Here is a 22,582-nt window from a genome sequence, read left to right on the forward strand (position 1 = left end):
TGGTCAGCCGCATGTTCTGCGGGTTCTCGTCGGCGGCGCTGCGCGACCCGCTCTTGCGCCGACAGCGTAGACATGATTAATTAACGCTGTCAAGTAATTGATCGTGATGAAAGTGGGAACCGAGATGGGCCACGGCGAGGACGCCGTCTTCACACTCAGGGCCGCGGGCGCCGCGCTCGTGGTCGACGCGGCCGGGCCGGTCCCCCAGGTCCTGCACTGGGGCGCCGACCCGGGGCCGGCCGCGGGCCTGCGCGAGACGGCCGCACCGGCGCTGCTCAACAACTCCCCCGACGAGCCGCGGCGGCTCACCGTCTGGCCGGTCGAGCGCGACGGCTGGTCCGGTACGCCCGCCCAGCGCGGCCACGCCGCCGGGACCGCGACCACCCCGCGGCCCGAGCTCGTCGAGGTCCAGGCCGTGCCGGGTCGCAGCGGCGGCGGGCGGATCGCGCTGCGCTTCGCCGACCGGGTGAGCGCCCTGCGCGGCGAGATCGTGTTCGCCATGGACGAGTTCGGGGTCCTCGCGGTCGACCAGTCGGTCACCCGCGACCTCGCGCTCGCCCCGGGGGCGGCCGAGCCGTACACGCTCGACGGCCTGCGGGTCCTCATGCCCGTGCCCGACCGGGCGGCCGAACTGCTCGACTTCACCGGCAAGTGGTGCCGCGAGCGGGCGCCCCAGCGCGGCCCGCTCCGGTTCGGCACCCACGCCCGGCGCGCGCACCGGGGCAAGCCCGGCCACGACACGCCGTTCCTCATGGCCCTCGGCACCGACGGGTTCGGCTTCGGCCACGGCGAGCTGTGGACGGTGCACCTGGCGTGGAGCGGCGAGAGCGAGTACCTCGCCGAGCGCCTGCCCGAGGGCACCGGCCTGTTCGCCGCCGTCCTCGGCGCCGGGGAGCTGCTGCACCCCGGCGAGGTGCGCCTGGCCGACGGCGAGCGCTACGACGCCCCGACCGCGGTGTTCACGTGGTCGGGCAGCGGGCTCGACGGGATCGCCGACCGCCTCCACCGGCGCCTGCGCGCCCGGGCCTCGCATCCGGCCGAGCCCCGCCCGCTGGTGCTCAACACCTGGGAGGCCGTCTACTTCGACCACGACATGGACCGGCTCACCGGGCTCGTCGCCCGCGCCGCGAAGGTGGGGGTCGAGCGGATCGTCCTCGACGACGGCTGGTTCCGGGGCCGCCGCGGCGACCACGCCGGCCTCGGCGACTGGTACGTGGACGAAGGCGTGTGGCCCGAGGGCCTGCGGCCCCTGGTCGACCTCGTGCGCGGCCACGGCATGGAGTTCGGGCTGTGGTTCGAGCCCGAGATGGTCAACCTCGACTCCGACCTCGCACGCGCGCATCCGGACTGGGTGCTCGGCCCCGCGCAGGGCCTCGGCCCGGCCGCGCGGCGCCAGTACGTGCTCGACCTCGCCCGGCCCGAGGCGTACGCGCACGTGCGCGACCGGATCTCGGCGCTGGTCGGCGAGTACGGCATCGACTACCTCAAGTGGGACCACAACCGGGACCTGCTGGAGGCGGTGAGCCGCCGCGACGGCGCCGAGCGCTCCAGCGTGCGGGCCCAGACCCTCGCGCTCTACCGGCTCCTCGACGAGCTGCGCGCGCTCCATCCGGGCCTGGAGATCGAGACCTGCTCGGGCGGCGGCGGCCGCATCGACCTGGGCATCCTCGACCGCACCGACCGGCTCTGGGCCTCGGACTGCAACGACCCGGTCGAACGCGCCCAGATCGAGCGGTGGACGCGGATGCTGGTGCCGCCCGAGCTCATCGGCTCCCACCTCGGGGCCGCCCGCTCGCACACCACCTCGCGGACCACCGACCTCGCGTTCCGCCTCGCGGCCTCGCTGACCGCCCACGCGGGCATCGAGATGGACCTCCAGACCGCCTCGGACGAGGAGCTGGAGCGGGTGCGCGCCTGGGCCGGCATGTACCGCGAGCTGCGACTGCTCATCCATTCAGGACGGATCGTGAACGCCGACCTCGCCGACGACGCGGTGCAGCTCACCGGCATCGTCGCACAGGACGGCGCGCACGCCCTCTACACGTGGGCCCGCACCGCCACCTCCCCCGCGGGCCAGACCGGGCGGGTGCGCCTGCCCGGACTCGACCCCGCCGCCCGCTACCGCATCCGTGTGCGCGGCGACCTCGGCGACCCCAGCCGCCACCAGGGCCGCGACCCCGGGTGGATCGCCGCCGCGGCGGCGGACTGGATCGACCTCGACGGCGGCGTCCTCGCCGTCGCCGGCGTCCCGCTCCCCACCCTGAACCCCCAGCAGGCCATGATCTTCGAACTCAGGAGGCTCCCGTGAGCACCGCACCGCTCGTCCTCTTCACCGGCGACAGCATCACCGACTGCGACCGCCGCACCGACCCCGAGGGCCTGGGCGACGGCTACGTCCGCGTCCTCGCCCCGGTCCTCGCCGCCGAGGGCTTCCGGGTCCTCAACCGCGGCGTCTCCGGCGACAGCGCGAACGACATGACCAGGCGCTGGGAGGCCGACGCCGTCGCCGAGGCGCCCGACGTCGTCAGCATCCTCGTAGGCATCAACGAGGTCTGGCGGCCGCACAACGGCGGCGCGCACACCCCGACCGCCGACTACGAGGCCGACTACCGGCACCTCCTTGAACGGCTCCCGAATGCGCGCTTCGTGTTCATCGAGCCGTTCCTGCTGCCCGCCGACGAGGACCAGCGGACCTGGCGCGGGGACCTGGAGGACAAGATCGCGGTCGTGCGGCGCCTCGCCGCCGAGCACGGCGCCCCGCTCCTGCCCGCCGACGCGGCCCTGAACGCCCTCGGCGACGCCGCCGCGCTCGCCCCCGACGGCGTGCACCCGAACGCGAACGGCCACACCGCTCTCGCGAACCTGTGGCTCGCCGAGACCGCCGCGCTGCGCGAGGAGCTGGCCCCGTGAGCGACCGGATCACGGCCGCCGAGGCGTGGCTGTGCGAGCTGCCCGTCGAGCGGCCCCGCACCGACGCGATGCAGTCGTTCCGGGCGCAGGAGACCGTGTTCGTGGAGCTCACCTGCGAGTCCGGGGCCACGGGCCTGGGCTACACGTACACGATCGGCACCGGCGGGCCCGCGGTCCTCAGCCTCCTGCGCGCCACCGTGCTCCCGGCCGTCGCCGGCCTCGACGCGACCCGGCCCGAAGCGGTGTGGGAGGCCATGGCCGCCTCGACCCGCGCCACGATGACCGGGGCGATCACCTCGCTCGCGTTCGCGGCCGTCGACACCGCCGTGTGGGACGCCGACGGGCACCGCACCGGCCGCTCGCTGTGGCGCGCGGCCGGCGGCGCCCAGGAGTCGGTGCCCGCGTACGACACCGAGGGCGGCTGGCTCCACCTCGACACCGAGGAACTGGTCGAGGGGGCGCTCGCGGCCCGCGACGCCGGGTTCGCGGGCGTCAAGCTCAAGGTCGGCAGGCCCACCGCGGTCGAGGACGCGAACCGGATCGGCGCGGTCCGCGACGCGGTCGGCGAGGACTTCGCGATCATGCTCGACGCGAACCAGTGCTTCACCCTCGGCGAGGCGGTCCGGCGCGCGGACGCGTTCGCGCCCTTCGGGATCGAATGGTTCGAGGAGCCGCTGCCCGCCGACGACCCGCTCGCGCACCAGCGGTTGGCCGCCGCCACCGCGATCCCGATCGCGGTCGGCGAGAGCCTGTACTCGCTGCGGCAGTTCCAGACCTACGCGCGCCTCGGCGCGGCCGCGGTCCTCCAGCCCGACGCCGCGCGGATCGGCGGCGTCACGCCGTGGCTCAAGGCCGCGCACCTCGCCGAGGCCCACTCGCTGCCGGTGGCCCCGCACTTCCTCATGGAACTCCACGCCTCGCTCGCCGCGGCCGTCCCCAACGGGCGGTACGTCGAGCACATCCCCCAACTGCGCGCCGTCGCCGCCGACACCGTCCGGCTGCGGGACGGCCGCCTCCACGCCCCCGACGCGCCCGGCCTCGGCATCGCCTGGGACCGCGACGCGATCGCAGGGCTCCGGCTCGACTGAGATCCGTCAGCACCGAGACCGGAGCGGTCAGCGCCGACCCCGAAAGGAACCCATGCAACGCAACCAGATCCGACGGCGGCTCTGGGGAGCGACCGCGGCGGCCGCCGCCGCGGCCTCCCTCGCCCTCGTCGCCGTCCCGCCCGCGTCCGCCGAGACCGGCGACCCGGCCGAACCCCTGGGCGAGCGGCCCTACATGGGCTGGAGCAGCTTCTCCATGCAGGTCTACACCGGTGAGAGCCAGTGGATCAGCGCCGAGCAGCTCACCGCCCAGTCCGACGCCATGCACGACAAGCTGCAGGAGCACGGTTACGAGTACATCAACGTCGACGCCGGCTGGAACGGCGGCGTCGACGGGTACGGCCGCCCCGTCCCCAGCGACACCCTCTACCCCGACGGCCTCCAGGCCGTCATCGACCACGTCCACGGCAACGGCCAGAAGTTCGGGCTGTACATGATCCCGGGCCTGTCGCCGCAGGTCTACGAGGACGACCTCCCGGTCTACGGGGCGCCCGGGTGCACCACCGGCGAGATCGCGATGCAGCCGCTCCAGCAGGCCGACTACTGGGACCTGGGCTACCGCATCGACTTCGCGAACCCCTGCGCGCAGGCGTACGTCGACTCGATCGCGGACGAGATCGCCGCGTGGGGCGTCGACTTCCTCAAGTTCGACTCCGTGACGCCGGGTTCCGGGATCGGGGACCTGACGCTCGACTCCCGCGACGACGTCGCCGCCTGGTCGCAGGCCCTGGAGCCGCACGGGATCTGGCTGGAGCTGTCGTGGGCCCTCGACATCCGCTACGCCGACCTGTGGGCCGAGCACGCGCAAGGCTGGCGCGTCGACTGGGACGTGGAGTGCTACTGCCCCGGCGAGGCGCTGACGACCTGGGAGAACGTCGACCGGCTCTTCCCGCGCGTCGCCGACTGGTGGCGGTACGCCGGCCCCGACCGCGGCTGGAACGACCTCGACTCGCTCAACGTCGGCAACGGTCGGATGGACGGACTCACCCGGGACGAGCGGCGCGCCGCCATGACCTTGTGGGCGGTCGCGGCCTCCCCGATCTACCTGGGCAACGACATGACGGACCTCGACGAGTTCGGGATCGAACTGCTCACCAACGACGAGGTCATCGGCGTCCAGCAGGCCGGCGTCCCCGCCCGGCCCGTCTCGATCGCGACCGACCGCCAGACCTGGTACGCGCACAACCCGGACGGGACGATCACCGTCGCCCTGTTCAACCTGGGCCGCACCGAGGCGGACATGGCCGTCGACTTCGGCGCGATCGGCCTCGACGGCTCCGCGAAGGTCCGCGACCTGTGGACGCAGCAGGGCCGCGGGACGCACGAGGACGAGTACGTGGCCGAGGACGTTCCGGTCCACGGCGCGCGCCTCTTCACGCTCACCCCGACGAAGGGCTCCGAGGTCACCGTCAACGACGACGAGCTGCGCGTCGGCTACGAGGGCGACTGGGCCCGCAACGGGAACCAGGAGGTCGCGGCCGCGAGCCAGCCGTTCGTGATCGGCGTCGGCGACTCGTCCACCGGCGAGACCCCGGTCCCGCCCGCGGCGTCGCCGGTCACGCAGGTCAACGACCCCGACACCGGGATCGTCTACACCGGGGCCTGGGGCCACAGCACCGGCCGCGGCCTGGGCGACACCGGCGACGACGTCCACTACACTGAGGCGGACGGGGACGGCGCCGAGTACACCTTCGTGGGCACCGGCGTCGACTACGTCACCGAGACCCACGAGTCCCAAGGGGAGGTGGAGGTCTACCTCGACGGCGAACTCGTCGACACCGTGGACACCCACCGGGACGAGGGCCGCGGCGTCCAGCAGGCGGTCTACAGCGTCCGGGACCTCCCCAACGGCGCGCACACCATCAGGATCGTCAAGAAGTCGGGCACGTTCATGCTCCTCGACCGCTTCGACGTGGTCAAGGAGCGCCTGGTCGAACCCGGCAGCGCCGCCTTCGACCGCGCGCGGCCGGCCGACCTCGACGTGCAGGTGCTGCGCGACCCCGGCGAACTCGCCGGGATCGGCTACGGCGGCACCGCACTCGAAGCGGGCACGGACTACACCTTGGCCGGGGACACCGTCACGCTGTCGGCGGCGTACCTCGCGACGCTGCCGGACGGCGAGGCCGCGCTGGACTTCCGGTTCCGGGGCGACCACCTGGACGACGTGCACGCCACGGCGGTGGACGGCGACGCCGTCGAGTTCGCGTTCAAGGGCGGCGCCGTGACCTGGACCGGGCCGCTCGCGCCCGACCAGGGCGAGGTCGACGTGTACGTGGACGGCGAGCTGATCGGGCGCGTCGACACCCACGGCGAGGTCCGGACCACCGGGCAGGTCCTGTTCGCGCTCGACGGCCTCGGCGGCGGCGAGCACGTGTTCCGGGCCGTCAAGGTCTCCGGGGACGTCATGCGCACCGACGCGATCACGTACACGGTCAAGTGAGGAGCGCGGTGCGGCGGCCCGGGTACCCGCCCGGGCCGCCGCACCGTCTCAATCGGACAATCGAAGGTACAGGCGCTGCGTGGTGCCCTCGGGGCCGGAGCGGGTGCGGAGCAGGTCCACGACGGCGTTGACGAGGAGCAGTCCCCCGCCCTGGGAGTACTCGTCCACGGGCCGCCGGCCCGCCAGCGGATCGGTGATGCGGCCGGAGTCGGCGACCTCGCACACGAGGTGGCCGTCCTCGGTCCAGATCCGCAGCAGCCCGCCGCCGGCGTACATGACGCTGTTGGTGACCAGCTCGGTCACCGCGATCTCCAGGTCGACCAGCCGGAGCGCGGAGAGCCCCGCGTTGCGCCCGTACGCGGCGGTGAACCAGCGGGCGTTGTCGACGGAGTCGCGGTCGACGCTGCGCTCGACGGCGTGGCGCGGCGGGGCCGGGAGCGGGCGGTTGTAGCGGTCGATGATCCGCTGCGGGTCGAAGTCCCCGCTGTCGCGGGTCCCCTTGGCGTCGATGAGGACCGGGTGGGTGGCGAGGGAGTCGGCGAGCGCGCGGTCGTCGAGGCCGTCGACGTCGTAGGGGCACAGGATGGCGGCATCGCGGCCGGCGAAGGCGAGGTTGATGAGCGCCTCGTGCTGGGCGCAGGCGGGGTACTCGACCTCGGTGCGGGAGGGCCAGATCGGCTCGCCGATGATGCTGACGCGGCGGCCGGGGTGGCGGTCGGCGAACTCGCGGAGCACGCCGGGGATGATGCGGCCGGGGTTGGCGCCCTCCTCGGTCATGTCGAGCATGAGGACGTGTCCGCTCGCGGGGCCGAGGGCGTCGCGGAGGAGGTCGAGATTGGGCCCGGGCACCGACACCGCGACCGGTTCGCCCGCCGCGAGGGCGGTTTCGACGAAGGGGACGGTGCCGGCGAGGTATTCGGCGGGTCCGGAGTAGTACAGCGCAGGGTGATCGAACGGTTGCGCATTCGTACGTTCTGGACCGACTGGCATCCCTGGTCGCCTCCGATATGTCTGGGAACAGTGGCAACGTGTTTCAGAGGACCTACAAGAGCGATTGCAGAAGTCCTACAGTGAGTCCGTCGACTCGCGTTCAATGGTGCCACAGAATGACTACTCTCAATCATTGCGGCCCATGCGAATTCAATATGTGATGTGCATCACAAACAGGTTTATAAAATAGGTTACCACCCGGTAGGTGACAATCCGATCGGCAGCTCCTATGATGAGGACTACGACGTTCGGAGGGCACCCCGGCCCTCTGGACCAATGGAGCAAATAGACGGACAGGCAACATGGCGTCTGCGCCCCGGCCCCACAGAGAAACGGGAGGACGACGATCTCATGACCGAGACACGACAAGAGCAGCGTTCGAAGAAGTCCGACGACTACGCGCACCTGGAGCCCCTCTTCGCGGAGCTCGCCCGACTGGAGCCCGACGACCCCCGGCGCTCCGAGGCCAGGGACGAACTCGTCACCGGGTACCTGCCCCTCGCCGAGCACATCGCCCGGCGCTACTCCGGTAAGGGCATCGCCAAGGACGACCTCGTGCAGGTCGCCTCGGTCGGACTCATCCACGCGGTCGACCGCTTCGACCCGAGCAAGGGCTCGGACTTCCTCTCCTTCGCCGTCCCCACGGTGATGGGCGAGGTCCGGCGGCACTTCCGCGACACCACCTGGCCGATGCGCGTCCCCCGCCGTCTCCAGGAGCTGCGGCTCTCGCTCAACAACGCCGGTGCCGAACTCTCCCAGCGCCTCGGCCGCCCCCCGACGGAGGCCGAACTCGCCGAGCACCTCGGCGTCACCGAGCGCGAGGTCCTCGAAGGACTCGAAGCGCGCCAGGCGTACCGCCCCGTCTCGCTGGACGAGTCCCCGTTCGAGAGCGACGGCCGCCTGCCGCTGGCCGAGACGATGGGCGACGAGGACGCCTCGCTGGAGTTCGTCGAGAACCACGAGTCCCTGGCCCCCCTGATCCAGGAGCTGCCCGAGCGCGAGCGCAAGATCCTGGCGCTGCGCTACTTCGGCGACATGACCCAGACGCAGATCGCCGAGGAGATCGGCATCTCGCAGATGCACGTGTCGCGGCTGCTGAGCCGCACGCTGAACGAGCTCCGGGAGGAGCTCGCCGACTCCATGGACCGCTGAACCACGTAGGGCCTGTCCTGCGGATCAGGTGCCGGACGACCGGCCTGATCCGCGGGACGGGCCCTAAGTGGTCGGAAGCCGCAGGTAGAACCGAACAGTGGTCCCGCGAGGGCTGGTGTGTACGAGGAGCAGGTCGACGATCTGGTTCACGAGCACCAGCCCTCTGCCGTGGAACTGGGAGTCGTCGGTCGGCATCCGCCCGGCGAGCGGGTCGGTGATGTGTCCGGCGTCGCTGACCTCGCACACCAGCTGCGCGTCCTCGGCCCAGATGCGGAACAGGCCCTCGCCGCCGCCGTGGCTGATGGAGTTGGTGAGCAGTTCGGTGATGACGATCTCGAGGTCGATGAGCTGCATGCTCGACATGCCGGCGGCGCGGCCGTAGGACGTGGCGAACCAGCGCGCGTTGTCGAGGGTGTGCCGGTCGGCGCTGCGCTCGACGGCCCGCCGCGGGGCGGGGTCGAGGGGCCGGTTGTAGGCGTCGAGGATCCCGTCGGGGTCGTACTCGTCGCTCGGGTGGCGGCCGGTGCTGTCGATGAGCAGCGGGTGGGTGGCCTTGGCGTCGGCGATGGCGCGCTCGCTGAGCCCCTGGGTGTCGTAGGGGCACAGCTTGGTGACCGGGCGGCCGGTGAAGGCGAGGTTGAGCAGCGCCTCGTGCTGGACGCACGCGGGGTACTCCAGTTCGCTGCGGCCGGGCCAGATCGGCTCGCCGATGATGCGGACCCGGGTCCCCTTGTGCGCGTCGATGAAGGAGCGCAGCACGCCGGGGATGATGCGGGCGGGGTTGGCGCCGGCGTCGGCCATGTCGACGAACTCGACCCGCTCGGCGTCGGTGCCGAGCGCGCGGCGCAGGGCCTCGAGGTTGTGCCCGGGGACGGCGGCGGCGACCGGTTCGCCGGCGCGCAGCGCGGACTCGATGAACGGCACGGTCCCGGCGAGGTACTCGTCCGAGCCCGAGTAGAAGAGGGCGGGGTGCTCGAACCCGTCCTGCACGCCTGGTTCCCCGTGGGCGGTCCCGGTGGTCATCGTTCACCTTCGATCGCGATCGCGGTCCCGGCCTCCGGCCACAGGACCTTCATGACGCGTTGCAAACCGGGCGGCGCCTCGTGCACGACGATGCGCTTCCCGTCGCTCAGGCCGTCGGCGATGTTCACCAGCAAGGTCACGCCGCGAACATCGATGAACCTGAGCTCGGCGAGATGGAGATGGACGGCCGCGCTCCGGCCGGTCGCCAGCCGCAACGCGTGTTCCCATTCGTCGTGGCCGTTCAAATCTATCTCACCGGAGACGGTGAGACCGTCCCTGTGACATTCACATTCCTCGATCCGCAAGGGCCAGATGCCGATCGTGGGATCTGCCGTCACGACTCCTCCCAATGGGTCTCTACTGCTCCGGCGGATGACGCTGACGAATGCTATCACCGGGCAGCGAGCGCCCGTCCGGAGTCGTCGTGCCGATCACCGGTCGGGAAGGTCGCGGAAGGAGGGTGTCAGCCCTTTCGGAGGCGGTGTTTCTCCTGCTTGGCCTCCATCTTGCGTTCGGACTTCTTTTCCGCGTGGTGCTCGACCGCGTACTCGAGCAGTGCCCTGGCGACGGCCAGTCCGACCGTCCACGCGACGGTCCTGATGATCACCATCATGGCGATTCTCCTCCCATCTCCGCATTTCCACTCAGAGCGTTCCCGAGGCCGCAAACGGTCAAACGCGTACCGGTCGGCCCGCCGTTCACTTCCAGTGGCGGTATCCTCGCTCTGGCACTGTGACGTCGGACAGGGGTGCGATGCGCGACTGGAACTGGAAGCACCTCCGCGAGCACTACCGGCTCGCCGCCGCCGCGCCGCGGCCGGACGCGGTGTTCGAGAGCCGCTGGACCGAGGTGGACGGGGTGCGGCTGCACCACCGGGCGAGCCGGGAGGACCCGCCGGGGACGCCGGTGCTGCTGGTGCACGGCCTGGCCGTGTCGCACCGGTACATGATGCCGCTGGCGGCGCGGCTCGCCGGCAGCCGCCCGGTGCGGGCCCTGGACCTGCCGGGCTTCGGCCTGAGCGGCGATCCGGGCCGGGTGGCCGACGTGGACGGCCTGGCCGGCTGGATCGCGGCCTGGCTCGAGGCCGTGGGCGAGGGGCCGGTGGCGGTGCTCGGCAACTCCTTCGGTGCGCAGGTCGCGACGGCGCTGGCGGCCGAGTACCCGGCGCTGGTGAAGAGCCTGGTCCTGGTCGGGCCCACCATGGACTCGGCGGCGGCGACCAAGCCGCGGCAGATCTGGCGGTGGCTGCGCGGCCTCCCGCACGAGGACCCGGGGCAGCTCCCGGTGATCCTGCGCGACCTCGCCGACGCGGGGGTGCGCCGCGCGTGGCGGACCTTCGGCATCGCGCTCGACGACCGCATCGAACAGCGCCTCCCGGCGGTGAAGGCGCCGGTCCTCATCGCGCGCGGCGCGAAGGAGACGGTGGCGCCGCAGCGCTGGGTCCGCGAGCTCGACCGGGCGCTCCCCCGGGCCGAGACCGCCGTCGTCCCGGACGCCCCGCACGACGCGAACTACACGAGCCCGGACGAGCTCGCCGCCCTCGTGATCCCGTTCCTGGAGCGCACCTCGGCGCAGTGAGCGGCGGCGGCCGGGCCTCCGGGCACCTGCCGCCGGCACGGGAGCTCCCGGGTCCGCGGACGTGTGATGCCATGCGGCCCTGGGCTTCGCACTGGGCCGCTCAGCCGTCCCCTGCTTCGGCGACCGCGACCGCGATGCCGTCGAGCAGCAGCTCCAGGCCGAAGCGGAAGTCGTTCTCGCCGGTCTCGTCGCCGGTGTCCTCCAGGAGCCCGCCACTGAAGAGGGCCGCCGCGTCCGGGTACCGCTCGGGGTCGACGAGGCGGGCCATGGCGCGGCCGTACTCGCGCTCGGCGGCGGCCTGGTCCAGGCCGGTGCCCTCGCGGCCGGCGGCGAGGGACTGCGCGAGCTGCGCGGCGCTGGCGACGTAGCCGCCGACGATCATGAGCGCGCCGACCTTGGCGCCCCAGTCGAGGCCCGTCAGGCGCAGTGCGCGGAGCCCGGCGTCGAACCAGTCGATCCCGTTGGGGCCGTTGGGCGGGCCGGAGGGCTGGACGTGGGCGAGCCACGGGTGCGCCGCGAGGACGTCGAGGTGCGCGGTGGCCCACATGCGCATGCGCTCGCGCCAGGGGCCGGTGCCGGCGAGCGCGTCGGGGACGGGGCCGGTCGCGCTGTCCCGCATGAGGTCGAGCAGTTCGTCCTTGGAGCCGACGTGCCGGTACAGGGACATCTTGGTGACGCCGAGGGACTCGGCGACCCGCGGGAGGGTGGCGGCCGCGAGGCCCTCGCGGTCGGCCAGGGCGACCGCGGCGTCCACGACGGTCCCGACGTCGAGCTTGGCCGGGCGGCCGAGCTTCGAATCGAGTGGGATGCGCCACATTCGGGCCAGTTCGAGCGGGACGCGGTCCTGGTCCATGGCCTGGCGGTCCTCCTTCCGGTCCTCGCGGTCGATGCGGGGCCATCATTGCACACCCTATTAGTGTCCCACGTATAGTATCCTTCAGACACTAACTTGATCCACCGGAACTCGAAACGAAGGAACGACATGACCACCCCAGTCGCCACCGCGCCGCCCGCCCGGCCCGGCACCGCCCGCGGCCCCGTCCGCACCGGGGAGCGCGCCCTCGCCCCCGACCTCGCCCGCGGCGCCATGCTCCTGCTCATCGCCCTCGCCAACAGCGCCGGGTACTTCCTCGCCAGCGCCCCCGGGGTCGCGATCGACCCGCAGGGCGCCGAGCGCGTCTACAACTTCCTCATGGTCGAGCTCGTGCACGCCCGCGCGTTCCCGCTGTTCGCCCTGCTCTTCGGCTACGGCCTCGTGCAGCTCTCGCGGCGCCAGGAGCAGTCCGGCGCCTCGGCCCGGCAAGTGCGAAACGTGCTGCTGCGCAGGGGCCTCGCCCTGTTCGCCTTCGGCGCCGTCCACGGCGTCCTGCTCTACTCCGGCGACTTCCTGGGCGCCTACGGCATCATCTGCGTCCTCTTCACCCTGCTGCTGCTCCAGCGGTCGGACCGGGTGCACCGCTTCGCCCCCTGGTACCTCGCGGTCGGCGGCGCCTACACGCTGGTCCTCGCGGCCATGACCACGATCGGCCTCCTCGGCGGCGGCAGCGGCGCTGAAGTGCCGGTGTCCCCGTTCCCCTCGGTCCTGGCGGGCACCTACCTGGAGTCGCTGACCGAGCGGGCGGCCGAGTGGCCGGTGCACACGCTGACGATCGTGCCGATGATCCTCATGGTGTGGGTCGGCGCGTGGGCCGCGCGGCACCGCGTCCTCGAAGCGCCGCAGGAGCACCTGCGGCTGCTGCGCACCACCGCGATCGGCGGCCTCGCCGTCGCGATCACCGCGGGCATGCCGATGGCCCTGCTCACCGCCGGTGCGATCAGCGTCGACGAGGGCACCGCCGGGTCGGTGAAGATGCTGTACGAGACCTCCGGGTTCTTCGGCGGCCTCGGCTACGGCGCCCTGTTCGGCCTGATCGCGTACGCGGTCGGCCGCCGCCGGGACTCGCACGGCCCGGTGCTCACGGCGATCGCGTCCCTGGGGCAGCGCTCGCTGACGGGCTACCTGTTCCAGTCGGTGGCGTGGCTGGCGCTCGCGGCGCCGTTCGCGCTGGCTCTGCCGGAGCGCACGGACAGCCCGCTGCTGGTGTCGGGGCTGTGCGCGGTCCTGGTGTGGGCGTTCACGGTCGTCGCCGCCGACGTCATGCGGCGCCTGCGGTACCGGGGCCCGGCGGAGATGCTGCTGCGCCGGCTCGTGTACTTCCGCAAGGCGGGCGAGCGCTGAACCGAGACGGCATGAGCGAGGCCCGCCGGGTGACCGGCGGGCCTCACTTTCGTCAGGTGGGTTTCGGTCGTTCGACAGATGCGGCCCCAGTCGACCCCCTCGTAACTTGGCCTCAGGAAACCGCACCACCGCGAGACCGCATCATCACAAGGAGGCCGTCATGAACACCACGCGCGAATGGATCCGCGACCACGCCCGACCCCTCGCCGACCCGGGGCCGGTCCTCGCCGCCGCACGGGCGGCCGCGGTCGTGGCGATCGGGGAGAACACCAGGGAGTCGGCCGAGATCGACCGCCACCGCGTCGATCTGACCACGGCGCTGGTCGAGGAGGCCGGGTATCGGATCGTCGTGATCCCCGACAGCGCCAACGTGGCCGAGCGCATGGACCAGTACGTGCTGGGCGAGCGCGAGGACCTGCACGAGGTCGTGCGCAGCGGCTGGCTGCCGAACCGCACCGAGGCCAACGCCGAACTGCTGCGGCGGCTCCGGGCGTTCAACACGGCGCACGCCGACGACCCGGTGCGGGTGATCGGCAACGGCCCCAGGCAGACCGAGCCCGGAGACTACGACCGGGTGCTGGAGGCCGCGGAGCGGACCGACCCGGCCGCGGCGGCCGCGATCCGCGAACGGTACGCGGTGATCCGCACCGCGCACGAGGTCAACGAGCACCTCCAGATCCACCAGGGGACCCATCCGGGCCGGCCGTTCGCCGAGCTGGCGAGCGAGGCGCTGGACCTGGTGCGGGTGCTCGCGCCCGAGCCGGGGGTGCTGGCGCTGGCCGAGGAGATCACGGGCTTCCATGCGCACTCGGTGGCCGCGAATCCGGACTTCGGGGCGATCTCGCGGGGCATCGCGGAGCGGATCACCGCCGCGCACGAGGAGGCCGGGGGGAAGGTCGTGTACTTCGACGGGGTCGCGATGACCGGGGTCCTGTCGGAGGCCGAGGTCGCGGTGAGCCCGGGGCGGCCGTTCATCACCTCGGGGCGGCTGCTGCGCGAGCGCTTCGGCGCCGGGTACGTCTCGGTGCTCCTGGCGTTCGGCCACGGGGTGATCCGCGACGGGCTGGTGATCCCGGAACCGGCGGAGGGCAATGTGGAGCGGCTGCTCCTCGACGCCACCGCGGGGAGCGGGGTCGGCGGCACTGCCGACGGCGCCGAGGGGAGTCCGGCCGGTGGGGACGCCCGGAGCGGCGATGGGGGCGCTGCGGGGACCGGGGGCGTCCTGCTGCCGCTGGCCGACGGCGGCTGGCCGGGCGGGGCGACGCGGCTGCGGATCATCGCGGGGGTCTACGACCCGGCGGAGGACGGCAAGCACTCGATCGACCTGCCGTCCCTGCCTGAGGCGGTGGACTACCTGGGCTTCGTCCGGGAGATCACCCGGTCGCCGTCGGTCGGGGAGGTCGCCGTGGCTCGATGATGCGGTGCCGGGTGAGGGGCCGCCGCCCCCGTGAGCGGCGGCCGGGGGTCACTTGGTCCAGTACTTGAGGTTGCGGAAGCGCGCCTCGGCGCGGCCGGAACCGTGGTGGTAGACGCCGTTCTTGAAGTAGCGCCGCGCCGGGCCGCGGTCCTGGAAGGAGCCGATCCAGCGGTCGTCGATCCACACGCCGAGGGTGCCGCTCTGGGTCCAGTGGGCGAGCTTGAAGTTGAACCACCGGTTCGCCATGCCGGTGGCGAGGACCTGGCCGAAGTCGTAGTAGCGGATGCTCCCGCCGTTCGCGGCCTGGAACCAGAACATGATGTCCGTGGCGGGCGTTCCGGCGGGGCGGTCCTCGCGGAGGATCTGCACGATGCTGGGGCCGTCGGTGCCCGAGGGCACGAAGACGTCGCCGTCCCACATGTGCTGGCCGGTGCTGAACTCCTGGTGCCAGCGCAGCTCGGTGCGCGGGTCGGTGGGGCTGCCCTGGGTGTGCGGCTGGTCGGTGTCGTACACCCACATCGTGTGGACCCCGCCGGAGTGGGAGTACCGGTCGTTCACGTTGAGGTTCCAGGGCTTCTGGACGGTGTAGGTGAAGTCGGTGCGGGTCCAGCCGTCGGTGGGGGCGGCGTGCGCGGCGCCGGGGAGCAGCGTCGCGGCGGTGGCGCCGGCGCCGGCACTGGCGGCGAGGCCGAACAGGGTCCTGCGGTGCATGGGTCCTCCAGGGGGCGTGGGTGTCCGCTGCGTGGCTGGGATTACTTAACCATGTTCAGTATTTATATGGAAGGATTTGAATCGATTAATCCGAAAGTTTCTTTACGAACCGCTTGTCCCCCGGTGCGGGCGACATGGGGACGGGCGGCCCGCGGCGACCGCCACCGTGCTCGTCCCCCGTGCGAGCTACGCCGAAGAGCGCTCTCGACGGTGATGCGGGCAGAAGCGCTGATCCGTAGCGTTCCAGGCAGATCGCGGCGACCCCCGCCGCGGCATCCGCGAAGGAGTGCGCATGAGACTCGTATGGCAGCTCGCGGCGGTCGCCCTGATCGCCTTCCTCGGCGGGCAGGCGCTCAACGCCGCCGACGGGACCCCCTGGCTGGTCCTGGTGATCGGCCTCGCCACGGCCGTGCTGGCGGTGATCGCCTACCGGTGGGTGGTCGCGAAGACCGAGCGGCGGCCGGTGACCGAGCTGGGCCGGCCCGGCGCGGTCGGGCAGACCTCGCTGGGGACGCTGCTGGGCGTGGTGATGTTCGGGTTCGTCATCGCGAACATCGCGTTCCTCGGCCACTACACGGTCGACGGGCTCGGCTCCCCCGGCGGCGCGGTCGGCCTGCTCGGGTTCATGGCCGCCGCGGCGGTCACCGAGGAGCTGCTGTTCCGCGGCGTGCTGCTGCGGATCGTGGAGGGCCGCTTCGGGTCCGGCATCGCCCTGGCGTCCGTGAGCCTCCTGTTCGGACTCATCCACCTGGTCAACCCGAACGCGACCCTGTGGGGGGCCGTCGCCATCGCGATCGAGGCCGGCGGGATGCTCGGCGCCGCCTACATCGCCACCCGGAACCTGTGGCTCCCGATCGGCCTCCACTTCGGATGGAACACCGCCGCCTCGGCGCTGTTCAGCACCGAGGTCTCGGGCAACGGCACCCCGCAGGGCCTGCTCGACGCCGCCACCTCCGGGCCCGTGGCCGTCTCCGGCGGCGCCTTCGGCCCCGAGGGCAGCCTGTACGCGGTCGGCTTCGGCGCCTTGATGACCGTGGTCTTCCTATGGATCGCCAAGCGGCGCGGCAACCTCCAGCCGATCCGTCGCCGCGCCGACCGCACCGCCGCCGCGGCTACACTGCCCCGGTGATGGAACTCCGGCGGATCCCGGACCGCTGGCGCCGCCTCGACGTCGCGGTCCGGGACCTCCCCCTCGGACTGCTGCTCGCCGCCCTCTCGTTCCTCCCGGTGCTCCGCGGCCACGAGACCCAGGTCGGCGACCTCCCCGGCCGCCCGCTCGACGCCCTGGGCCTGGCGATCATGGCCCTCGAATGCCTCCCGCTCGCCTTGCGCCGCAAGCGACCGGCCCTCTCGATGGCACTGGTCGCGCTCGGTTTCACGCTCGCCTCGCTCGGCAGCTACCACACGGTCGCGGGCACGGCCCTGCCGATCGCGGTGCTGAGCGCGGGCGCGCACCTGGAGCGCTTCCGGCGCACGGCGATCGCGGTGCTGACGGTGGCGTACGCGGGCCTGGCGCTCGCGCTCGTGCGGCTCGGCTCCACCGAAGGGGCGGCGAGCTTCGCGGTGTTCTACGTGCTGCTCGCGGCCACCTGGGGCGTCGGCGCGTGGCTGCGCGCGACCCGGGCGGCCGAAGTTGAGCGGCGCCGCCGGGTCGCCGAGGCCACCCGCACCGCCGAGCGCACGAGCATCGCCCGCGAACTCCACGACGTCGTCACCCACCACGTGACCGCGATGATCGTCCAGGCCGAGGCCGCGCGCTACCTGGACGGCGACCGCCTCGACCAGGCCCTGCACGCCGTGGGCGACACCGGGCGCCGGGCCACGGCCGATCTGCGGCACCTCCTCGACCTCCTCGACCCCGATCACGGAGCAGAGCCGAGGACGCCTCCGGTGGGCCGGCTCCTCTCGCTCGTGGAGCAGACCCGCCGCGCCGGGCAGCCCGTGGACTTCACCGAGCAGGGCGAGCCCGCCGCCGCGACCGGCAGCGCCGACCTCGTCGCCTACCGCGTGGTCCAGGAGGGACTCACCAACGCGCTCAAGCACGCCCGCGGCGCCGACACCGCAGTCCTGGTGCGCCACCGCGGCTCCGAGATCGCCGTGGAGGTCCGGTCCGGCCGCTCGGCCGCCGGGCCCGCGGCGGAGGGCTCGGGCCGGGGCCTGGCCGGGCTGCGCGAGCGGGTGGACCTGCTCGGCGGGGAGTTCGACGCCGGTCCGGGCGCCGACGGCGGCTTCGTCGTGCGCGCCCGCATCCCCGCGGGGAGCCCGTCGTGAGCGATCCGATCCGCGTCCTCGTCTGCGACGACCAGATGCTCGTGCGCACCGGCCTGGTCACCATCATCGACGCCCAGCCCGACCTGGAGGTGGCGGGCGAGTGCGGCGACGGCAGGACCGCCGTCGACCTCGCCCGGCGCCTGCAACCCGACGTGGTCGTCATGGACGTGCGCATGCCGGTCCTCGACGGCATCGAGGCCACCCGGCTCCTCGCCGGCTCGACCGCGACCGAGCCGGTCAAGGTCCTGGTGGTGACCACGTTCAACCTCGACGAGTACGTCTACGAGGCGCTGCGCGCGGGCGCGAGCGGGTTCCTCCTCAAGGACGCGCCGCCCCCGAAGCTGCTGCAGGGCATCCGGACCGTGGCAACCGGCGCCGCGCTGCTCGACCCGGAGGTGACGCGTGCGCTCGTCGGCCGGTACGCCGCCCGCATCCGCCCCGGCGGCGCGGCCGACCCCGAGTCGCCGCTGACGCCGAGGGAGCTGGAGGTGCTGCGGCTCCTCGCGGACGGGCGCTCCAACGGCGAGATCGCCGCCGCCCTGGTCATCAGCCCCGAGACGGTGAAGACCTTCGTCTCGCGCATCCTCGCCAAGCTCGGCCTGCGCGACCGCGTGCAGGCCGTGGTCTACGCCTACCGGCACGGCCTGGTCAGCTGACCGGGACCTCCAGGACCGTCACGCGCGCACCGTCCCCGTCGGCAAGCCGCTCCTCGAGCGCTGGCCCGGCGACCGCGAGGCCCTGGCGCGCGAGCCAGTCGAACAGCTCCAGGCCCGCCGGGACCAGCCCGTGCCCGGGGGGCACGACGGCGCGGACCACCCGCCGGGCGGGGAGCGTCAGCACCTCGGTGCCGTCCACGGCGGCGAACGCGGCGTCGAAGCCGCCGTCCGGGGCGCCGGTGAGCCAGCTCAAGAGCGCGCCGGGCGATGCGCCGCAGACGGCGGCCAGTTCGGACGGACGGCCGACCCGGACCCGTTCGATCCGCATGCGCCGCTCCCCCACCGCGGTCTCCTGCGGCAGGATCGCGGGGGCGACCGCGAGCCGGTCCTCGGCGGCGGCGAGCGCGGCGGTCAGGTCGGCCAGGTCGCGCCGCAGGGCGATCACGGTCTCCGCAAGCAGCGCATGCACTTCCGGTTCGGGCGCGTCGACGGCGTCGTGGATCTGGCGCAGCGAGAGGCCGAGGCGCTGGAGGCCGCGGATGCGCTCCAGCCGGGCGAGTTCGCCCGCGCCGTACCAGCGGTAGCCGGACTCGCGGCTCACCGCGGCGGGCGGGAGCAGTCCGATCCGGTCGTAGTAGCGGAGGGTCCGCTCCGAGACCCCGGTCATGCGCGCGAGCGCGCCGATGCGCCACATGGGATGCCACCTCCGGGCTTGACCTTCTCCCTGCGTCAGGGTTCTAGCGTCCCAGGACATGAACGAAGAACGCAATCGTCCCCTCGGCGCGCTCCTGGCCGCCGCCATCGTCCTCATGGTCGCCGGCGCCGCCATCGTCGTCCCCGCCGGGCTCACGCTCAACCCCGCCGACACGGCCGCGACCCTGGCGGCGGTCCGGGCGAGGCCGGGGCTCCACCTGCTGGAACTCGGGCTCGACGTGCTCGGCTGGCTGGCGCTGACGACGGCCGGACTCGCCTTGGCGGCCAGAGAACTCCGGGTGCGGCCCGGGGTGCTGGTCCCGGCGGGCCTGCTGGCCCTCGCGGGGGCGGCGGGCCTGCTCCACGACGCCGGGAACCTCGCCGTCACCCAGTTGGCGGCCGCCCCTGACGCCGTGCCGGCCGCGCAGGCGGTGCTGCTGACGGCGAAGTGGTCGGTGAACCTCGCGGGTCTGCTGTGGACGGCCGCGACCGCGGCGGCGGCCCTGGTGCTGCCGCTGCCGGAGGTGCTGCGCCGCATCGGTGCCGCGGCGGCCGTCTCCGGTCTGGCGGCGGTGGTCCTGCCGTGGACGGCGGGCACGGCCGGTCCGGGCCCGGCCTTGGAGCAGGTCGGTTACGCCCTCCATCTGCCGGTGCTGGCGTGGTGGGCGGTCCTGGCGTGGCGGTGGCTGCGGTGAGCTACCAGCGGATGTGGATCGGGGAGGCGGGCGGGCCCTCGTCGAGCAGGCGCCGCAGGAGGCCGGGGAGGCCGCGCGGGAGGATGCGGTGGGGTGCGGCGTCCATGCCGTCGGGGTCGAGCCAGGCGTGTCCGGCGGTCTCGGCGTGGGCCGCGGAGGCGAACGCGATGTCGGCGGGGTCAGCGTGGAGGAGGAAGAACACGTCGTCGGCGGCGACGAACGCGCCGGTGTCGATGCGCTGCTGGAGGCTGTAGCAGGTGGCGACCGGGGAGCCGAGGTCCGCCGGGGCGACGCGCAGGCCCAGTTCCTCGTCGAGTTCGCGCGCGGCGGCCTCGGCCGGGGTCTCGCCGGCCTCGACGGCCCCGCCGGGCGTGTAGAGGCAGCGGTCGCCGACGTCGCGGATCTTCGCCTCGCGGTCGAACAGGAGCGCCCGGCCGCCGGGGTCGAGGACGAGGGCGCGGGCGGTGTTGCGGCGGACGGCCCTGGGGCCGGGGTCGTCCGGTCCGGGGCGGGCCGCGGCCGCGCGGTGTGATGCTGCGATGGTCATGGCACTCAGCGTAAACGCGGTGTCCGACATGAGGCTGTTCGAACCGGTCGTCCGATTGCCGCCGCGGGGCCGCGACATGCGCGGTGTCCCGGCGCGGGATGGCCGGTCCGGCGTAGCCTGTGCTGTCGGCGCCGCCGCGCCGCCTCCCCGCGTCGAAAGGCCGATCCGCATGACCGAGCTGCTCCTGTCGGTGTTCGGCGTCGCCGTGAACACGGCGGCCGTCGCGTACGTGGCGACGCGGCTGCTGGACGTGCGGTACACGGTGTGGCGGCTCATCGTGGTGAGCGTGTGCGGCTACAGCGTCATGCAGTACGGGCTGCTGCCGTCCCTGATGGACTCGTTCCGGTACCGCGAGCCCACGGCCGACGAGATGCCGGGCGCGTTCGCGATGTGGGGCCTCATCTTCGTGACCGCGCCGGTGATGGCGATGATCATGCTGGTGGTGTGGGAGGCGGTGGTCCCGACGGGGGCGGTGCCGCCGGTCCGGACCTGGTTCAAGGGCGTGCGCACGCGGGCGCGGCGCACCCGCCGGTACCTCCAGATCCTCGCGATCGCGGCGCGCCACGGGCTGACCGGGCTGCTGCGCGGGCGGCGCCAGGCGGCGCAGGACGCGGAGATGGCGCGGGCGCTGCGGCTGGCGCTCGACGACGCCGGGGTGACGTTCGTGAAGCTGGGCCAGATCCTGTCGACGCGCCGCGACCTCCTTCCGGCCGTGTACATCGCGGAGCTGTCGAAGCTCCAGGACCAGGCCGCGCCGGTGCCGGGCCGGGACGCGGTGCGGCTGGTCGAGGCGTCGGCGGGCGCGCCGGTCGGCGAGCTGTTCGCGCGGTTCGACCCCGAGCCGATCGCGGCGGCGTCGATCGCGCAGGTGCACACCGCGGTCCTGCCCGGCGGCGAGGCGGTCGTGGTGAAGGTCCGCCGCCCCGGTGCGGCACAGGCGGTCGAGCGCGACCTGGACATCATCCGGCGCCTGGCGAAGAGCCTCGACCGGCACACCTCGTGGGGGCGTTCGATGGACGTCCTCGGGCTGGCCGACGGGTTCGCGGAGGCGCTGCGCGAGGAGGTCGACTTCACCGTGGAGGCCCGCAACCTCGCGCAGGTCGCGGCCGCGCACGACCGGCGGAGCGCGGAGGTGCGGGTGCCGCGGCCGTACGCGGACCTGTCGGACGAGCAGGTGCTGGTGATGGAGCGCCTGCCGGGCGTCCCGCTCGCCTCGGCCCGGCCCGCCGACCGCGGGCTCGACGGGCGCGCGCTGGCCGCCTCGCTGCTGCGGGAGGTGTTCGACGAGATCATGGTCGACGGGATCTTCCACGCCGACCCGCACCCGGGGAACCTCATGCTCCTCGACGACGACCGGATCGGGCTCATCGACTACGGGTCGGTGGGGCGGTTGGACCGGGAGCTGCGCGGCTCGTTCGAGGCGATCCTCCAGGCCGTCGACCGCCAGGACGGGCCCGCGCTCGCCGACGCGCTCATCGGGGTCTCCAGCCCGCCCGACGAGCTCGACCGGACCGCCTTCGAGCGGGCGCTGGGGTCGTTCATGGCCCGCCACCTCGTCCCCGGCGCGGCCCCGGGCATCCGGATGTTCACCGAGCTGTTCCGCATCATCGCGAAGCACCGCATCGTGATCCCGCCCGAGCTGGCGGCGGTGTTCCGGACCCTGGCGACCCTGGAGGGGTGCCTGACGGCGATCGACCCGGGCTTCGACCTCATCGCCGAGGCCCGCCACATCGGCCAGCGCTACGCCGAGCGGCGGCTGCGCCCCGCGGCGGTGCAGGACCTCGTCATGGAGGAGGTCCACGACCTGCTGCCGGTGCTGCGCAAGCTCCCCCGGCGCCTGGAGCGGCTGCTCGCGTCGGTCGAGTCGGGCCAGCTGTCGGTGAACTTCCGGCTGTTCGCGAAGGCCGAGGACCGGCGGACGGTGACGGCGTGGCTGCACCAGACGCTGCTGACGGTGCTGGCGGCCGCGTCGGGGGTCATGGCGGTGATGCTGCTGGGCACCGACTCCGGGCCGAGCCTGTCGGCGGAGTTCACGCTGTACCAGTTCTTCGGCCTGTCGCTGCTCGTCATCGCCTCGGTGATGGCGCTGCGGGTGCTGGCGGACATCTTCACGAGGCGGTCGCGGGAGGACTGAGCCGCAAGCGGAGGGACAGAGCCGAAAGAGATCGCGGACGG

At 73.1% G+C, this 22,582-nt stretch carries 21 protein-coding genes; 13 read left to right on the forward strand and 8 right to left on the reverse strand.

The annotated features are described in order from the left end of the window. Positions 1-106 precede the first annotated feature (106 nt). The 4 genes from BLS99_RS13150 to BLS99_RS13165 are packed head-to-tail and all read left to right on the forward strand — an operon-like array spanning position 107 to position 6,456. On the forward strand, positions 107-2,308 hold the full coding sequence (locus BLS99_RS13150) for an alpha-galactosidase (RefSeq protein ID WP_245712261.1): 2,202 nt from the start codon (positions 107-109) through the stop codon (positions 2,306-2,308). Further along, entirely contained in the window at positions 2,305-2,910 is a 606-nt protein-coding gene (locus BLS99_RS13155) for an SGNH/GDSL hydrolase family protein (RefSeq protein ID WP_091050117.1), read from the forward strand. The genes BLS99_RS13150 and BLS99_RS13155 overlap by 4 nt, the downstream gene beginning before the upstream one ends. Continuing rightward, positions 2,907-3,998: a mandelate racemase/muconate lactonizing enzyme family protein gene (locus BLS99_RS13160; RefSeq protein WP_218126470.1), complete on the forward strand. Its 1,092-nt coding sequence runs from the start codon at positions 2,907-2,909 to the stop codon at positions 3,996-3,998. Before BLS99_RS13155 ends, BLS99_RS13160 begins: the two co-directional genes overlap by 4 nt. Before the next feature lie 52 nt (positions 3,999-4,050). Then, entirely contained in the window at positions 4,051-6,456 is a 2,406-nt protein-coding gene (locus BLS99_RS13165) for a X2-like carbohydrate binding domain-containing protein (RefSeq protein WP_091050121.1), read from the forward strand. A gap of 48 nt (positions 6,457-6,504) precedes the next feature. On the opposite strand, the gene BLS99_RS13170 is transcribed toward BLS99_RS13165, so the two are convergent. Continuing rightward, positions 6,505-7,446 carry an anti-sigma factor RsbA family regulatory protein gene (locus BLS99_RS13170; RefSeq protein WP_091050123.1) on the reverse strand — a complete coding sequence of 314 codons (942 nt, stop codon included), beginning with the start codon at positions 7,444-7,446 and terminating at the stop codon, positions 6,505-6,507. A gap of 351 nt (positions 7,447-7,797) precedes the next feature. Here BLS99_RS13170 and BLS99_RS13175 point away from each other — a divergent pair, with 351 nt between their 5' ends. After that, complete coding sequence (locus BLS99_RS13175) at positions 7,798-8,598, forward strand: SigB/SigF/SigG family RNA polymerase sigma factor (protein ID WP_091050125.1); 801 nt, start codon at positions 7,798-7,800, stop codon at positions 8,596-8,598. A gap of 63 nt (positions 8,599-8,661) precedes the next feature. Here the strand turns inward: BLS99_RS13175 and BLS99_RS13180 are convergent, their stop codons facing one another. From BLS99_RS13180 to BLS99_RS26230, 3 genes are all read right to left on the reverse strand, one after another. After that, positions 8,662-9,621: an anti-sigma factor RsbA family regulatory protein gene (locus tag BLS99_RS13180; protein WP_091050128.1), complete on the reverse strand. Its 960-nt coding sequence runs from the start codon at positions 9,619-9,621 to the stop codon at positions 8,662-8,664. After that, positions 9,618-9,959: an STAS domain-containing protein gene (locus tag BLS99_RS13185; RefSeq protein WP_176953346.1), complete on the reverse strand. Its 342-nt coding sequence runs from the start codon at positions 9,957-9,959 to the stop codon at positions 9,618-9,620. Before BLS99_RS13185 ends, BLS99_RS13180 begins: the two co-directional genes overlap by 4 nt. A 125-nt stretch (positions 9,960-10,084) precedes the next feature. Further along, positions 10,085-10,234: a hypothetical protein gene (locus tag BLS99_RS26230; RefSeq protein WP_176953347.1), complete on the reverse strand. Its 150-nt coding sequence runs from the start codon at positions 10,232-10,234 to the stop codon at positions 10,085-10,087. 140 nt (positions 10,235-10,374) lie between these two features. Here BLS99_RS26230 and BLS99_RS13190 point away from each other — a divergent pair, with 140 nt between their 5' ends. Next, a complete protein-coding gene (locus BLS99_RS13190) occupies positions 10,375-11,199 on the forward strand; it encodes an alpha/beta fold hydrolase (RefSeq protein ID WP_091050136.1) in 825 nt (274 codons plus the stop codon). A gap of 100 nt (positions 11,200-11,299) precedes the next feature. Here BLS99_RS13190 and BLS99_RS13195 read toward each other — a convergent pair whose 3' ends face one another. Then, on the reverse strand, positions 11,300-12,052 hold the full coding sequence (locus BLS99_RS13195) for a TetR/AcrR family transcriptional regulator (protein WP_091050140.1): 753 nt from the start codon (positions 12,050-12,052) through the stop codon (positions 11,300-11,302). A gap of 129 nt (positions 12,053-12,181) precedes the next feature. On the opposite strand from BLS99_RS13195, the gene BLS99_RS13200 reads away from it, so the two are divergent. Together BLS99_RS13200 and BLS99_RS13205 are read left to right on the forward strand one after the other, a co-directional pair. Further along, positions 12,182-13,417, forward strand: a complete 1,236-nt coding sequence (locus BLS99_RS13200) for a DUF418 domain-containing protein (RefSeq protein ID WP_091050141.1) — start codon at positions 12,182-12,184, stop codon at positions 13,415-13,417. Between the two features lie 160 nt (positions 13,418-13,577). After that, a complete protein-coding gene (locus tag BLS99_RS13205) occupies positions 13,578-14,834 on the forward strand; it encodes an erythromycin esterase family protein (protein ID WP_091050143.1) in 1,257 nt (418 codons plus the stop codon). Positions 14,835-14,882: 48 nt separating this feature from the next. Here the strand turns inward: BLS99_RS13205 and BLS99_RS13210 are convergent, their stop codons facing one another. Beyond that, positions 14,883-15,545 carry a polysaccharide lyase family 7 protein gene (locus BLS99_RS13210; protein ID WP_218126471.1) on the reverse strand — a complete coding sequence of 221 codons (663 nt, stop codon included), beginning with the start codon at positions 15,543-15,545 and terminating at the stop codon, positions 14,883-14,885. 292 nt (positions 15,546-15,837) lie between these two features. Here BLS99_RS13210 and BLS99_RS13215 point away from each other — a divergent pair, with 292 nt between their 5' ends. Genes BLS99_RS13215 through BLS99_RS13225 form a run of 3 tightly spaced genes read left to right on the forward strand, consistent with a single transcriptional unit; the run spans position 15,838 to position 18,472 of the window. Next, on the forward strand, positions 15,838-16,674 hold the full coding sequence (locus BLS99_RS13215; protein WP_091050144.1) for a CPBP family intramembrane glutamic endopeptidase: 837 nt from the start codon (positions 15,838-15,840) through the stop codon (positions 16,672-16,674). Beyond that, on the forward strand, positions 16,671-17,816 hold the full coding sequence (locus BLS99_RS13220) for a sensor histidine kinase (protein WP_218126472.1): 1,146 nt from the start codon (positions 16,671-16,673) through the stop codon (positions 17,814-17,816). The genes BLS99_RS13215 and BLS99_RS13220 overlap by 4 nt, the downstream gene beginning before the upstream one ends. Beyond that, positions 17,813-18,472 (forward strand): response regulator, encoded by a 660-nt coding sequence (locus BLS99_RS13225; protein ID WP_091050151.1) that lies wholly within the window; start codon positions 17,813-17,815, stop codon positions 18,470-18,472. The genes BLS99_RS13220 and BLS99_RS13225 overlap by 4 nt, the downstream gene beginning before the upstream one ends. Here the strand turns inward: BLS99_RS13225 and BLS99_RS13230 are convergent. Next, positions 18,465-19,166 carry a MerR family transcriptional regulator gene (locus tag BLS99_RS13230; RefSeq protein WP_176953349.1) on the reverse strand — a complete coding sequence of 234 codons (702 nt, stop codon included), beginning with the start codon at positions 19,164-19,166 and terminating at the stop codon, positions 18,465-18,467. The two genes, BLS99_RS13225 and BLS99_RS13230, sit on opposite strands and share 8 nt — an antisense overlap. 58 nt (positions 19,167-19,224) lie before the next feature. Between BLS99_RS13230 and BLS99_RS26235 the strand changes: the two genes are divergently transcribed. Further along, a complete protein-coding gene (locus tag BLS99_RS26235) occupies positions 19,225-19,860 on the forward strand; it encodes a hypothetical protein (RefSeq protein ID WP_176953350.1) in 636 nt (211 codons plus the stop codon). A gap of 1 nt (position 19,861) precedes the next feature. On the opposite strand, the gene BLS99_RS13240 is transcribed toward BLS99_RS26235, so the two are convergent. Further along, a complete protein-coding gene (locus BLS99_RS13240) occupies positions 19,862-20,407 on the reverse strand; it encodes an NUDIX domain-containing protein (RefSeq protein WP_091050161.1) in 546 nt (181 codons plus the stop codon). A gap of 169 nt (positions 20,408-20,576) precedes the next feature. Between BLS99_RS13240 and BLS99_RS13245 the strand changes: the two genes are divergently transcribed. Continuing rightward, a complete protein-coding gene (locus BLS99_RS13245; protein WP_091050164.1) occupies positions 20,577-22,541 on the forward strand; it encodes an ABC1 kinase family protein in 1,965 nt (654 codons plus the stop codon). Positions 22,542-22,582: the final 41 nt, after the last annotated feature.

The sequence above is a fragment of the Glycomyces sambucus genome (assembly GCF_900102815.1).
In the GTDB taxonomy this organism is placed as follows: domain Bacteria; phylum Actinomycetota; class Actinomycetes; order Mycobacteriales; family Micromonosporaceae; genus Glycomyces; species Glycomyces sambucus.